Origin of the sequence: Sphaerisporangium sp. NPDC051017 (assembly GCF_040683095.1) — a bacterium.
Lineage (GTDB): Bacteria > Actinomycetota > Actinomycetes > Streptosporangiales > Streptosporangiaceae > Sphaerisporangium.
Map to the genome: position 1 here is coordinate 1 of NZ_JBFBCI010000048.1, position 13,073 is coordinate 13,073.

13 protein-coding genes and 1 rRNA gene are annotated in these 13,073 nt (G+C 71.3%); 9 read left to right on the forward strand and 5 right to left on the reverse strand.

Features of this window, described 5'->3' with window-relative positions; translation table 11 throughout:
* Nucleotides 1-88, forward strand: a 5S ribosomal RNA gene (rrf, locus tag AB0M95_RS29835); the annotation flags it as partial.
* 448 nt (nt 89-536) lie between these two features.
* On the opposite strand, the gene AB0M95_RS29840 is transcribed toward rrf, so the two are convergent.
* Entirely contained in the window at nt 537-1,163 is a 627-nt protein-coding gene (locus AB0M95_RS29840; protein ID WP_363771545.1) for a hypothetical protein, read from the reverse strand.
* 696 nt (nt 1,164-1,859) lie between these two features.
* Nucleotides 1,860-2,120 carry a hypothetical protein gene (locus tag AB0M95_RS29845; RefSeq protein WP_363771548.1) on the reverse strand — a complete coding sequence of 87 codons (261 nt, stop codon included), beginning with the start codon at nt 2,118-2,120 and terminating at the stop codon, nt 1,860-1,862.
* A 21-nt stretch (nt 2,121-2,141) separates the two neighbouring features.
* On the opposite strand from AB0M95_RS29845, the gene AB0M95_RS29850 reads away from it, so the two are divergent.
* The gene (locus AB0M95_RS29850; RefSeq protein ID WP_363771551.1) at nt 2,142-3,200 is read left to right on the forward strand and encodes a hypothetical protein; all 1,059 of its coding nucleotides are present in this window, start codon (nt 2,142-2,144) and stop codon (nt 3,198-3,200) included.
* A 148-nt stretch (nt 3,201-3,348) separates the two neighbouring features.
* Here AB0M95_RS29850 and AB0M95_RS29855 read toward each other — a convergent pair whose 3' ends face one another.
* Nucleotides 3,349-4,287, reverse strand: coding sequence for an MBL fold metallo-hydrolase (locus tag AB0M95_RS29855; RefSeq protein WP_363771553.1), 939 nt, complete (start codon nt 4,285-4,287; stop codon nt 3,349-3,351).
* 360 nt (nt 4,288-4,647) lie between these two features.
* Here AB0M95_RS29855 and AB0M95_RS29860 point away from each other — a divergent pair, with 360 nt between their 5' ends.
* The gene (locus tag AB0M95_RS29860) at nt 4,648-4,992 is read left to right on the forward strand and encodes a single-stranded DNA-binding protein (RefSeq protein WP_358522001.1); all 345 of its coding nucleotides are present in this window, start codon (nt 4,648-4,650) and stop codon (nt 4,990-4,992) included.
* A 330-nt stretch (nt 4,993-5,322) separates the two neighbouring features.
* On the opposite strand, the gene AB0M95_RS29865 is transcribed toward AB0M95_RS29860, so the two are convergent.
* On the reverse strand, nt 5,323-6,585 hold the full coding sequence (locus AB0M95_RS29865; protein WP_363771556.1) for a DUF1015 domain-containing protein: 1,263 nt from the start codon (nt 6,583-6,585) through the stop codon (nt 5,323-5,325).
* 115 nt (nt 6,586-6,700) lie between these two features.
* Here AB0M95_RS29865 and AB0M95_RS29870 point away from each other — a divergent pair, with 115 nt between their 5' ends.
* Nucleotides 6,701-7,129, forward strand: coding sequence for a tetratricopeptide repeat protein (locus tag AB0M95_RS29870; protein WP_358521995.1), 429 nt, complete (start codon nt 6,701-6,703; stop codon nt 7,127-7,129).
* A 112-nt stretch (nt 7,130-7,241) separates the two neighbouring features.
* A complete protein-coding gene (locus AB0M95_RS29875) occupies nt 7,242-8,237 on the forward strand; it encodes an HAD-IIA family hydrolase (RefSeq protein WP_363771558.1) in 996 nt (331 codons plus the stop codon).
* 49 nt (nt 8,238-8,286) lie between these two features.
* On the opposite strand, the gene AB0M95_RS29880 is transcribed toward AB0M95_RS29875, so the two are convergent.
* Nucleotides 8,287-8,634: an SCP2 sterol-binding domain-containing protein gene (locus AB0M95_RS29880; RefSeq protein ID WP_358521991.1), complete on the reverse strand. Its 348-nt coding sequence runs from the start codon at nt 8,632-8,634 to the stop codon at nt 8,287-8,289.
* Nucleotides 8,635-9,012: 378 nt separating this feature from the next.
* Here AB0M95_RS29880 and AB0M95_RS29885 point away from each other — a divergent pair, with 378 nt between their 5' ends.
* From AB0M95_RS29885 to recN, 4 genes are all read left to right on the forward strand, one after another.
* A complete protein-coding gene (locus tag AB0M95_RS29885) occupies nt 9,013-9,213 on the forward strand; it encodes a hypothetical protein (RefSeq protein ID WP_363771560.1) in 201 nt (66 codons plus the stop codon).
* Nucleotides 9,214-9,295: 82 nt separating this feature from the next.
* Nucleotides 9,296-10,114 (forward strand): TlyA family RNA methyltransferase, encoded by an 819-nt coding sequence (locus AB0M95_RS29890; RefSeq protein WP_363771563.1) that lies wholly within the window; start codon nt 9,296-9,298, stop codon nt 10,112-10,114.
* A gap of 35 nt (nt 10,115-10,149) precedes the next feature.
* The gene (locus AB0M95_RS29895) at nt 10,150-11,058 is read left to right on the forward strand and encodes an NAD kinase (RefSeq protein ID WP_358521983.1); all 909 of its coding nucleotides are present in this window, start codon (nt 10,150-10,152) and stop codon (nt 11,056-11,058) included.
* Nucleotides 11,059-11,280: 222 nt separating this feature from the next.
* On the forward strand, nt 11,281-12,999 hold the full coding sequence (recN, locus tag AB0M95_RS29900) for a DNA repair protein RecN (protein WP_363771566.1): 1,719 nt from the start codon (nt 11,281-11,283) through the stop codon (nt 12,997-12,999).
* The last annotated feature ends 74 nt before the right edge of the window (nt 13,000-13,073 follow it).

A 13,073-nucleotide genomic window follows, 5' to 3' on the forward strand; every position in this document is an offset into this window, starting at 1 on the left:
CGGTTACATTCCGAACCCGGAAGTTAAGCTTTCCAGCGCCGATGGTACTGCACCGGGGACGGTGTGGGAGAGTAGGACACCGCCGGACAATTTTTGATTGATGTAGGAGGGCCACCCGAGGCTTCGGGTGGCCCTCCTGCGTTATAGGCGCCTTTCGTATGCGGGTCTTTCGTCTCCTGTACCGAGTCGTGGGCTGCGTTTTCAGGGTGTCGTCGGCCGCCTGGAGCAGCCCGGGTTTCTGTGTGGCACGAACCTTCAGCGGCGGACGGGGTTCTCGGGGACGTGGCGGGCCGCAGGGAAAGGACAGGCGCGTAGAGAGAACTTTGCGCGGCGGACCGGTGGGCTTGGGTGGCTTGCTAGGCTGGTGGTGCTGGCCACCCCATGGGCGGGTGGCCATCGTCGCGTAAGGCGCCGAGGGCGAGCAGCGACAGAGCGCGAACGGGCCTGTGGCTCGCGGCCGGACGGACCGTCCCCTCTCCACACGGTCGGCGGCGCGATGGACGAACGCGATCATGATGCACGTGGTCTGCGAATGACTAAGGACAGAAGTGAACAGAGACAACGGACGTGAGGACTCGGGCCGTCCCGACGACGGCGGATCCCGCTCGGGCGAGCGCTCTGGCGGGTTCCGTGGCGACCGCTCCGAGCGAGGCAGGGACGGCCGCTCGTTCGAGCGTGACCGCGGTGGACCGCGCCGGGAAGGACGTCCAGGGGACGGTCCGCGCTACGGTGAGCGCCGCGAGGGGCGTCCGGCCGGCTCCTACGGGTCCCGCGACCGTGACTCTCGGGGAGGTCGCCCGTTCCAGCGCGAGGGGGGCGGCGATCGGCCGTTCGACCGTGAGGGCCGCGGAGGCCGGGGGTTCGGCCGAGACAGCGGTGGGGACCGTCCCGGCCGTTTCTCTGATCGCGACGGCCGTCCCTCCGAGCGCGGCGAGCGCGGTGGTTACGGCGGCGAACGTCCCTATAACCGTGATGACCGTGATCGCGGCTCCGGCCGTGGTTCGTACGGCTCGCGGGAGGACCGTCCCTATCGTGAAGGAGGCCGTCCCGAGTCGCGTTACGGGGACCGGCGTGAAGGCGGCCAGGGGGACGGCTACGGGCGGCCCCAACGTGACGACCGTGGCGGGCGGCCCAACCGCTCCGATGACCGCGGTGGTTACCACCGTTCTGATGATCGCGGCGGCAGGCCCTACCAGTCCGACCGGGGTGAGCGCGGCGGCAGGCCCTTCCAGAGAGACGACCGCAGAGGCGCCTCGGGCCCGCGCCCGTTCAGCCGTGAAGGACGCGGCGAGGGCGAGGGTCGGCGTCCGTACAACCGCGATGAACGTGGTGACCGTGACAGCCGTCCGTCGTACCGCGATGACCGCGGGGCTTCCGGTGAGCGCCGCTACGGCCGCGACGACCGTGGTTTCGCCGGTGGCGGCCGCCCGTCGGGCAGAGACGATCGGTACGGCCGTGAGAGCCGTTCGTTCGACCGAGGGAGCCAGGGCGGTGGAGGAGATCGCTTCTCCGGCCGTGGCGACCGGGGTCCTCGTTCGTTCGACCGCGATGATCGTCCGGGACGCGGCGGCCGCTCTTTCGAGCGCGACGATCGCCGGGGCGGGGAATCGCGTCCCCCCTTCAACCGTGAAGGCCGTGAAGGCCGGCCGGATCGTGACGACCGGGGCGGCTTCGGCGAGCGTCCCCCGTACCGGCGTGACGATCGGCCGTACGGCCGGGACGATCGCGATGGGCGTTCGTTCGGGCGGGACGATCGGCGTGGCGCGGGACCGCGTCCGTTCAGCCGTGAGGGCCGTGAGGCTCGGGACGACCGTGGGCCGCGCGGCGGGCGGACGTTCGAGGGAGATCGCGGGCGGTCGTCAGGGTACCGGGACAGGGATGAGCGGGGCTCCGGTGAGTTCCGTGCCGGGCCCGGGCAGGCCGAGGGTGGCGGCACCCGTGCGCGGTACGGCCGTGAGCGTGGCCGGCCCTTCGATCGTGAGACCCCGCGTGCGGCGCGGGAGGAGCAGGCCCCCATTCCCGAGCTCGCGCCCGACATCACGCCTGACGAGCTGGACAAGGAGATCCGGGACGAGCTGCGCGCTCTCCCGAACGACCTCGCGGACAAGATCGCCAGTCACCTGGTGGCCGCGGAGCGCGCGTTGGGTGACGATGATCCGGAACTGGCCTACGAGCACGCGAAGGTCGCGCGCAGATTCGCGGCCCGCATCGGGGTCGTGCGTGAGGCGGTCGGCCTGGCGGCATACCGCGCCGGCCAGTACGCGGAGGCCCTCAGCGATCTACGGGCGGCGCGTCGGCTGACCGGCTCAGACGAGTTCCTGCCCATCATGGCCGACTGCGAGCGCGGCCTCGGCCGTCCGGAGCGTGCCCTCGACCTGGTGCGTTCTCCCGAGGCTGAGCGTCTCGACCGGGCCGGGCGCATCGAGCTCGCGATCGTCGAGTCCGGGGCCCGGCGTGACCTCGGGCAGCACGACGCCGCCGTGATCACGCTGCAGCGCCTGCCGGAGCTGCGTGTCCAGGAGCCTCGCCCGTGGTCGGCGCGCCTGACGTTCGCCTACGCGGACGCGCTCGCGCAGGCGGGTCACGTGGAGGCCGCCACCGACTGGTTCGAGCGCGCGATGGCGTTCGACGAGGACGGTGAGACGGACGCCGCCGAGCGCTACGCGGAGCTGACCGGCGCGGTGATCGAGGACGTCGAGGAACTCGAGGACGACGAGTCGTTCGATGACTTCGACGACGCGGAAGGCGATGTCGACGACGAGGCCGGGGAGGACCTGGACGACGTCATCGACGCCGATGACGACCTCGATGACGATGAGGACGACCGTGCCGGCGGGGCGATCCTGGTCGAAGACGCCGCCGATGACGACGCCGAGGACATCGACGAGAACGCGAACGCCACCGCCGCGGCGACGCGGGAGCCTGTCGCCGAGCGCGGAGCGCCCGGGGAAGAACCCGCTGCCGCCGGAGCCTCGTCCGAGGGCGCGGCCGTCGCCGAGGACGTCGATGACGAGGACGACGACATCGAGGGTGACATCTTGGGGCCCACCGGCGGGCGCGTGCGGCTGGAGCCGGGGATGGCTCCGGCGTTCATCGAGCCCGACTTCGGCGACGTGAACGCCGCACACTCGGGCGACGACCTCGATGACCATGACGAACCCATGGAGAAGCCGGACAAGTCCGACAAGCGCAAGGCCTAGGCGCGCGAGGGGGAGTTGGTGGGCGCCGCCTAGCGTGAAGGCGCGCGGCGCCCGCCAGACATGGTTCCCACCCCGCATCGTTCCTATGCATGCTCATGGAAATTCGAGCCCGGCCTCCGCGTTTAAGCGGTGGCCGGGCTGGACGGGCTCAGGTGGACTCCGGCTTGGCGAGATCGAGCCAGTGCATGATGCCCGCCACATTCGAGGGCGCGCCGCTGAGCAACTCGAAATGCTCCGCCGTCTCCTCATCGCCTGAGGTCAGGGCGGCATAGCGTTCGCGCGTCCTGTCCCAGACCATCGCGACCGCGTGATCGAGGTCCATGCCCGCCGTGTGCGCCTGCTTGGTCAGATCCACCCATATGTGCAGTTCCTCGGCCGACCGCTCCAACGTGGCGGCGACGTCGGTCACCGGTCCGTAATGGCTGAACAGCAGCCGCTGGGGGCGCAGATCGCCGAACAGCGCGACGGAGCGGAGCGCGGTCTCGAGGTCGAAGTCGGGCGGCGGGGTGGCGGGGCGCAGGTCGCCGGTCTCGGGAAGGTAGACGCCCGCCGCGTCGCCGACGTAGAGGTCGCCGGTGGCGGAGTCGAGCAGGCCCACATGGTGCTTGGCGTGGCCCGGGGAGTAGTGGCCCCCCAGGACGCGGCCGCCGCCGAGGTCGATGGAGCCGGTGTCGCCGAGGGTCCTGATGCGTGTGGCGTCGGTCGGGGCGAGCGAGCCGAAGAGCCTGTCCACCTGGTCGCCCCACACCATGCGGGCGCTGGCCATGAGACGTGACGGGTCCGTCAGGTGCCGCGCTCCCTTCTCGTGGACGACGATCTCGGCGGACGGGTAGTACCCGGCGATGTCGCCGACGCCTCCGGCGTGGTCCAGGTGGATGTGGGTGACCACGACCGTGGCGAGATCGTCCGGGCCCACACCGAGAGAAGTGAGGGCGTCGCGGACCACCGGCGCCGATGTGGAGGTTCCCGTCTCCACCAGGCAGGGGCGGTCGCCGAGGATCAGGTAGCCGGCCGTGATCCCGGCGTATCCCGCCATCCGCGTGTCGATCTCGTAGACGTCACCGCCGAGCGGTGTCACGTTGTCCACAGATCACTCCCTTGCAGGCCGGCGGGTCGGTGCGGGTTCGCTGACGAGCGTAGGGCACATCCGGGACGCGATGTGACCCTGGTTCGCCCCGCTTGCCCGCCGCCTGGGGGAAATAACGGGCCTTTTCGTAGCCGCCTATCCGCGTCATACCCGAGAGCGCTAATCGGTATATCCGTCATGGCAGTGCCCGGATCGGTGCGCTGCCGGTCTCGCCGCCGCTTCCTTCGACCTCGGCCGGCGCGGGGGCCGTGTCTGGCGCGCGCGAAGTTATCCACAGAATGACGCTCGGCCCTCATTCCGCCGTCCCCGACCCCAAGAATGGGCCCCGATCGAGCGATTCGAGTGATCGAGGGGGATCCGATGGAAGAGCACGTGGTGCACCGCAACGAGGTCATGCTGGTCGGGCGCGTGTCCAGGGCGCCCGTCTGCAAGGAACTGCCCAGCGGCGACCGGGTGACGAGCTGGGGTCTCGCCGTCCGGCGTCCGCCCGGTCATCCCAGCAACAAGAAGTCCGACGGCATCGCCTGCGTGGCCTTCGGATCCGAGGTGGCGGCCGTCGTGACGCAGTTCGGCGTGGACGACGTGGTCAGCGTCGAGGGAGCCCTCCACCACCGGTTCTGGAACCAGCCCGAGGGTGGGTCGAGCACCTACGAGGTCGAGGTGCACCGAGTACGAAGGCTTTCTGATTCGATTAGCGAATCGTAGTCATGTCGTGGCATGCCGTTACCGGCACGCCGGCGCCCAGGCGACGTCGGGCACCCTCCCCGGTCGGGCTGTGCACGCCTGGCCGGTCGGCGTCCGGAGGGGCGTGCTCGACGGGCCGGCGGCTTCGGTTGCCGGCACCAGGGCGCGAAGACGATCGGTGAATACCGGGCAGCTCGTTGTGCCTTGATTCTGTGTAACGCACAGGATCGCTAAGCCAATCAGAGACGCTCACGCTTCAGAGGCCGTCTTCCCACACGCCGCCACGGCTGCTCCGTAGAGGAAGCCCGTGGCGGCATGGGAGAGCGTGCGGGCCGGTCGCCGAACCGGCCGTCAGCCGGTGGCGAAGGTGCGGAGGATCAACCCGGTGCGGGGCTTGGGGCCGAACGAGGTGGACTTCCGCGGTACGCGTTCGCCCCCCGCCGCGATGGCGTACACGTCCTCCACGGACAGGGACGGCACGATCACGGCGGTGCCCGACTCGCGGCGAGCCATCCGGACGGCGAGCAGGGGGTCGTGGTGGACGATGCGCACGGTCCGCTCGTCGTCGCGCAGTCCCCAGACCTTCGGCAGGAGGAACTCCGACAAGATCGAGGTGGTGAGCGACTTCCATCGGGCCGTCCGCGACCCCGGCATCGCGTGGTCGATCTGGACCGGGTCCGGGTCGGTGAGCAGATGGCTCGGACCGTTGCCCGCCAGGACGAAGGCCGGTCCCTGGGCCGCGGCGAGTGCGGCGAGGGCGTCCTCCACGTGGGCGTGCTCGTGCACCTGCCAGGCCCCCTTGGCGCGCGCCGCCGCCTCGGCCAGGGGAAGCCCGGGGATGACGCGGTGGATGGCCTTGAGGTGCGGGGGGTAGGCCGTCGAGTCGACCAGAAGCGCGAGGCCGTAGTCCCAGGGCCCGGGACCGCGCCCTTCGGCGTGGTACTCGCGCTGGAGCGCCAGGTATGTGGCGTACCGATGGTGGCCGTCGGCGATCAGAGCCTGGTGGTCGTGCAGCCCGGCCGCCACGGTGTCCAGTTCGGCCGGGTCGGTCAGGGCCCACAGGCGATGGACGATGTCGTCGTCGGTGCGGACGTCGACCAGAGGCGGCCGGGTGGAGGCCACGTCGTCGATGAGCGGCGCGAGGGCGCCCTTGCCGTCGTAGAGGAGGAAGATGGGTTCGAGATTGCTCTCGGTCGTCCGCATGAGCGCGAGCCGGTCCGCGACCGTGCCGGGCATGACGTTCTCGTGCGGGAGGACGATGCCGTCCTCCGGGGCCGAGAGGGCGAGGTCGCCGATGAGGCCCCGCACCACGAGACCGGGGGCGCTCTGTTCGTACACGTAGAGGGCGGGGAGGTCGTCCGCGGCCAGGACGCCGGATTCCAGCCACGCGTGCAAGGTGTCGCGGGCCTCGCCGTAACGCCGCTGGTCGGTGCCGGGAAGGATCAGCCGCACGACATTGTTGGAGTGGACGTCAAGAAGGGGCTGCACGTCTTCCCGCGGGATGAGGTCGTACGGTGGGGAGGTGACTGCGGCCAAATCGTCGACGGCGAATCGCACGCCGCGAAATGGGCGTAGTACCAGTCCGTCCGGTGACGGCAGTTCAGGAATCGCCATACCGGGCATGGTGCCATAAGGCCCTCGGCCACTCAGAGACAGCCCCGACATCGTTGCGTTGACCGGCTCGTCGGAAAGCCGGAATCACAGGTCACCTGAAGGAGGCTTCGAGGAAATGACGCAGGGACGAGGCCAGCCTGAATCCCCCGACTACGAGCCGAGTGCTCCTGCGGGTGATGTCTACGAGTGGTTTCAGCGCGGAGTAAAGCTGTTGAAGGACGGCAGCCCGGCCGCGGCGGCGGCCATCCTGGCCCGGGCGGCCGATGCCGAGCCCGATTCCCGCAGCATCAGGGAGGCGCTCGCCCGGGCGCAATTCAATTCGCGGCGCTACGAAGACGCCGCCGACAGTTTCCGCTGGATCGTCTCGGCCAACCCCACCGAGGACTACGCGTACTTCGGCCTGGGCATGGCTTTGTGGCGCACCGGCGACATGGAGGCGGCACAGGAACCCCTGGCCATCGCGGTGGCCATGCGCCCTGATTCCCGCGACTACGTGTCGGCCCTCAAACAGGTAAGGGCCACCCTCCGAGCGAGAGAGACCTGACACGTCTGCGGCGCGGTGCCGTAGCCGGAGGGGGGCGGTGGGGGGCGGAGGCCGGGGATCGGTTCAGTGGGGAGTGGGTCTTGGGGATTCTTGGATCGGACATAGTAGGGGCATGGACTCCGTGTTGATCGACTCTTACGACACCCTGTTGCTCGATCTCGACGGGGTCGTGTATCTGGGACGACAGGCTGTGCCGGGTGCGCCGGAGGCGCTCGTCCAGGCTCGTGACGCCGGGGTGCGGTTGGCCTATGTCACCAACAACGCCTCGCGCACTCCGGCCGCCATCGCCGAACACCTGGCTCATCTGGGCGCGCCCGCCACCCCCGACGACGTGGTGACCTCGGCGCAGGCGGCCGCGCGGCTGATCGCGGAGCGGGTGCCCCCGGGCTCGCCGGTGCTGGTGGTCGGGGGGATGGGGCTGCGCTCGGCCGTACGGGCGCGGGGGCTTCGCCCGGTGACGACGGCCGCCGAGGAGCCGGTGGCGGTCGCCCAGGGCATCTCACCCGATCTTTCCTATGGTCTGCTCTGTGAGGGCACGCTGGCCGTACGGCAGGGGGCGTGGTTCGTCGCGGCCAACGCGGACACGACCATGCCCACCAACCGGGGGGTGCTGCCGGGCAACGGGGCGATGACCCGTGTGATCGCCACCGCGACCGGCGTCGCGCCCGTGGTGGCGGGCAAGCCCGAGCCGCCCCTGCATCGGGAGTCGATGCTGCGTACCGGCGCGGAGCGCCCGTTGATCGTGGGGGACCGGCTGGACACCGACATCGAGGCCGCCACGCGCGCGGGCGTCGACAGCCTGCTCGTGCTGACGGGCGTGACCGGTCCGATGGACCTGCTGACGGCACCGCCCGAGCACCGCCCCACGCACATCGCGGCCGACCTGTCCGCCCTCCACCTACCGCCCGCGCCGGTCGCCCAGGAGGGGGACGCGTGGACCCGCGCGGGCTGGACGGCCGGTTGGGAGGGAGATCGCCTGCGGCTGACAGGGGTGGGTGATCCGGTGGACGGCCTTCGTGCGGCGTGTGCCGCCGCCTGGGCCCGCGCGACCGGCGGGCCAGTGGAGGAGGACGGTCTCAAACAGGTTGTCGAGGCCCTGGACCTCTAGCCGGCCGACAAGAGGGCCCGGGGCGTCAACGGGGTTCAGTCCCCGGGGGTTAGAGGAGTTTTCGGAGGCGGAGGAGGTCGCCGAGGCTGGCGTCGATCTTCACGCGTCCCCCGAACAGGGCCCGCCCCATGTCGAGCTCGCCGTTCACCAGCGAGAGCAGGTCGTCGCTGGAGATGCGGATGCGCACCTCGGCGGGCCGCCCGTCCGGCGGGGGCACGTCGGTGAACGGTTCGAGCCCGTCCTGGTGGATCCTGCCGTAGAAGGTCACGTCCAGGTCGGTGATGCGGCAGCTCAGACTCCTGTTGACGACGTGCTTGGTACGGGTCTCGTCGTCCAGCTCGCCGAACTGCTCGGTGAGCTTGTCCAGCGCCGCCCGGCACTCATCGACGGTCGCCATGCGTCCTACCCCTTCTCATGCGCCGAAGCTCCTGACCTACGGAAGGTAGCGTTTCACTTGAGTACTACGCGAAATTCGGCTCGCGGGAGCGGCCTGGGAAGAGAAGTGCATCGCACGAGTCGTGGCTTCCGATACGGTCAGGGTCTGACGGCGGTGACACAGGCGGTCGTCCGCCTGCGAGTTGAGCACACCATCATGGACCGGAATCCGCGCCGCGACCAAGAGCGACACCGGGAATGGAGGGTGTCCGGCAGTGGGATTTGCCCGGGGTTCGCGTGACAGGGCGCGGGCGCGGCGCCCGCGCCCGCGGGCCGCGAGGACGGCGGCAGGGCGCGGTGCCGGGCGGTGGGACGATGATGCGGGTGGGTGGAAAGACGGATGACGGAGACCGGCGAGTCCCGGACGGGCAGCGGCGAGGCGCGGGTGGCGGCCGCCCTGACCAGGCTGGGCGCCCTCGGCGATCTTCCCGTGGGGGAGCACGTCGCGGTGTTCGAGGAAGTGCTCGGGGGGCTGGAGGCGATCCTGGCCTCGGTGGACGAGGCGTCCGCCGTACCTGGGAACGGGAACGGGCATCAGTGAGGGCGGCGGCACCGGCCGGTCCCACCATGTACGACATGAACCACATGAACCACAGGGCCGCGTGGCGGCACGGGCGTGCGCGGTGAGCCGTCGCACCCGGCTGGACAGCGAGCTCGTACGCCGGGGCCTGGCCCGTTCCCGCGAGCACGCCGCCGATCTGATCACCGGGGGCCGGGTGACCGTGGGCGGCCGTACGGCGGCCAAGCCCGCCACACAGGTCGACACCGCCTCGGCGATCGTGGTGGCCGAGGCGGCGCAGGGCGCCGACTACGTTTCGCGGGGCGCCCACAAGCTGCTCGGCGCCCTGGAGGTGTTCGGCCCGGCGGGGCTGGCCGTTGTCGGCCGCCGCTGCCTGGACGCGGGCGCCTCGACCGGTGGTTTCACGGACGTGCTGCTCCGTTCGGGCGTGGCGCACGTGCTGGCGGTCGACGTCGGGTACGGTCAGCTCGCATGGTCGCTGCGCACGGACGATCGCGTCACGGTGATGGAGCGGGTCAACGTCCGCGATCTCACGCCCGAGATGGTGGGCGAGGCGCCGTCCCTGGTGGTAGGCGATTTGTCGTTCATCTCGCTGCGCCTGGTGCTGCCGGCCCTGGCCGCCTGCGCGGCGCCCGAGGCCGACTTCGTCATGCTGGTGAAGCCGCAGTTCGAGGTGGGCAAAGAACGTGTGGGGGCGGGTGGTGTCGTGCGCGATCCGGTGCTGCGGGCGGGCGCCGTGCGCGATGTCGCGGCGGCGGCGTCCACGCTGTCCCTTGAGGTGCGCGGCGTGACGGCCAGCCCGCTGCCCGGTCCGTCGGGCAACGTCGAGTACCTCATCTGGCTCGGGAGAGGTCCCGGGCCCGCGCCGGTGGCCGATCTCGACGCCGAGATCGAGCGCGCCGTCGCGGAAGGTCCCCAGTAGTGCGCGGAGTGCCCGCCGGACGAGCGGAGTCGAGCATGGATGCCGTCAAGCGTACGGTGCTGATCACGGCCCACACCGGGCGCGAGCCGGCGGTCGAGAGCGCGCGGCGGGTGATCCAGCGCTTCCTGGAGGCGGGCTTCACGGTCCGCGTCATGGAGCCGGAGGCCGAGGAGATCGCCGCCCCCGGGGTGGACGTCGTGCCCGCGCGTCCCACGGCGGCCGAGGACGCCGAGGTGCTGATGGTGCTGGGCGGGGACGGAACCCTGCTGCGTGCGGCCGAGCTGGCCCGCCCCGCCGGTACGCCTCTGCTGGGCGTCAACCTCGGCCACGTCGGATTCCTGGCCGAAGCCGAGATGGCCGACCTCGCCGAGGCGGTGGACCGCGTCGTGGCGCGCCGCTACACGGTCGAGGAGCGGATGACCGTCGAGGTCAACGTCCGGGCCAACGGCGAGGTGCTGGCCTCGACGTGGGCGCTGAACGAGGCGAGCGTCGAGAAGCGCGACCGCATGCTGGAGGTGGTGGCCGAGATCGACGGACACCCGTTGTCGCGCTGGGGCTGCGACGGGGTGATATGCGCCACTCCCACGGGTTCGACGGCCTATGCCTTCTCGGCCGGAGGCCCGGTGGTCTGGCCGGAGGTCGAGGCCCTGCTGCTGGTGCCCAACAGCGCCCATGCCCTGTTCGCCCGCCCGCTGGTGGTCTCGCCCAATTCGGTCATCGCGCTGGAGATCCTTCCGGGGACGACGGGCGCGGTGTTGTGGTGCGACGGCCGCCGCCGGTTCGACCTGCCGCCGGGCGTGCGGGTGGAGGTGCGGCGGGCCGGGCTGCCCGTCCGGCTGGCGCGGCTGCACGACGTGGACACCACCGGGGCGCCGTTCACCGACAGGCTGGTGGCCAAGTTCGACCTGCCCGTACAGGGCTGGCGGGGCCGGGTCCGCCCGTAGTACCCGGGCGGCGCCGCGACACTCCAGGACGCGCGAGCCCGGCTCCCGGTCCGTGTGGGGTTTACGCCCTGGTCGCGCCCATGTGCGGGGGTAGTCATCGAAAACCTTGGCGATTTCCGCGTAGGATCGGCTCCGCACGGAGAGGTGACCGAGCCATGCCCGACACGGTCCGGCGAGGTGCCCGATCGGGAGGCGGCGCGGCGATACGGCGGGAGGGACCCAGTGCGGCCACGGGTCGATGAGGTCCGGATCAAAGGGCTCGGCGTGATCGATGAGGCTGTCCTGAAGCTCTCGTCGGGTCTCACCGTCGTCACGGGCGAGACGGGCGCGGGAAAGACGATGGTCGTGACCGGGCTCGGGCTGCTGTTCGGCGGCAGGGCCGATCCGGCGCGCGTCCGGCCGGGCGCCGACCGCGCGTCGGTGGAGGGCACGCTGGTCGTCGAGTCCGGCGGCCGGGTGGCCCAGCAGGTCGAGGACCTGGGCGGCACGGTCGAGGACGGCGAGCTGATCATCGCGCGTACGGTCTCGACGGAGGGCCGTTCGCGGGCGTGGCTGGGCGGCCGTTCGGTGCCGGTCGGCACGCTGACCTACCTCGCCGAGGATCTCGTGGCCGTCCACGGCCAGATGGACCAGCAGCGGCTGCTCCAGCCGGGCCGCCAGCGCGCGGCCCTGGACCGCTACGCGGGCGAGGAGCTGGTCAAGCCGCTGCGTGCCTACACCCAGGCGTACAAACGGCACAAAGACGTCACTGGGGTCCTCGACGAGCTGACCACCCGCGCCCGCGAGCGCGAGCAGGAGGCCGACCGGCTGCGCTTCGGCCTGGAGGAGATCGAGAAGGTCGATCCCAAGGCCGGCGAGGAGGTCGAGTTCAAGCAGGAGGAAGAGCGGCTGGCGCACGCCGACTCGCTGAAGAGCGCGGCCGTCACCGCCCACACCGCCCTGCTCGGCGACCCCATGGCGAGCACCCAGGGCGCCCAGGACGCCATCTCGCTGCTCGGGCACGCCCGCGCGGCGGTGGAGGCCGTGCGCGGGTTCGACACCGCGCTGGCGGGTATCGGCGACCGGCTGGCCGAGGCCGGCTATCTGGTCTCGGACGTCGCCACCGAGCTCGCCGCCTACGCCGAATCGGTCGACGCCGACCCGGCCAGGCTGGCGGCCGTGCAGGAGCGCCGCGCGCTGCTGACGGGCCTGCTGCGGAAGTACGGCGAGGACACCGCCGCCGTCCTGGCGTGGGCCGCGAACGCCGCCGCCCGGGTCTCCGAGCTGGAGGGCGACGACGACCGCATCGCCGAGCTCACCCGCGAGCGCGAGGAGCTCACCGCCCGCCTTACTGAGCTGGCGGGCGACCTGACCCGCATCCGCACCGCGGCGGCCGAGCGCTTCGGCGCGGCCGTCACCGCCGAGCTGGCCGCGCTCGCCATGCCGCACGCCCGTGTGGTCGTGGTGGTCACGCCGAGCGGCCAGTTCGGCACCGAGGGCGCCGACGAGATCGAGCTGCGCATGATGTCCCATCCGGGGGCTCCTGCGCTGCCGCTCAACAAGGGGGCCTCCGGCGGTGAGCTCAGCCGGGTGATGCTGGCCATCGAGGTCGTGTTCGCCGGCGCCGATCCGGTGCCGACCTTCGTGTTCGACGAGGTCGACGCCGGGGTGGGCGGCAAGGCGGCCGTAGAGATCGGCCGCCGCCTGGCCCGCCTGGCCCGCACGGCTCAGGTGATCGTGGTGACCCACCTTCCGCAGGTCGCGGCGTTCGCCGACCAGCATCTGGTCGTCGAGAAGGCCGGGGACGGCCGTGTCGTGCGCAGCGGCGTGACGGCGCTGGACCACGAGGCCCGCGCGCGCGAGCTGTCGCGCATGCTGGCCGGCCTGGAGGACTCCGAGCTGGGTCGCGCGCACGCCGAGGAACTGCTGTCGATCGCCGCCGCCGACAAGGTGGCGGACTGACGAAGACGGCCGGACCCGCCCGTTTCGCCGGGTATGCGATGACTCACCGCGGGCAGGGAGATCGGGTGATCGCG

Excerpts from the sequence above, each read along its gene's own strand:
- AB0M95_RS29875 (WP_363771558.1), top strand. The coding sequence starts at position 7,242 with ATGGACTCCGTGTTGATCGACTCTTACGACACCCTGTTGCTCGATCTC.
- AB0M95_RS29885 (WP_363771560.1), top strand. The coding sequence starts at position 9,013 with ATGACGGAGACCGGCGAGTCCCGGACGGGCAGCGGCGAGGCGCGGGTG.
- AB0M95_RS29870 (WP_358521995.1), top strand. The coding sequence starts at position 6,701 with ATGACGCAGGGACGAGGCCAGCCTGAATCCCCCGACTACGAGCCGAGT.
- AB0M95_RS29860 (WP_358522001.1), top strand. The coding sequence starts at position 4,648 with ATGGAAGAGCACGTGGTGCACCGCAACGAGGTCATGCTGGTCGGGCGC.
- AB0M95_RS29865 (WP_363771556.1), bottom strand. The coding sequence starts at position 6,585 with ATGGCGATTCCTGAACTGCCGTCACCGGACGGACTGGTACTACGCCCA.
- AB0M95_RS29895 (WP_358521983.1), top strand. The coding sequence starts at position 10,150 with ATGGATGCCGTCAAGCGTACGGTGCTGATCACGGCCCACACCGGGCGC.
- AB0M95_RS29880 (WP_358521991.1), bottom strand. The coding sequence starts at position 8,634 with ATGGCGACCGTCGATGAGTGCCGGGCGGCGCTGGACAAGCTCACCGAG.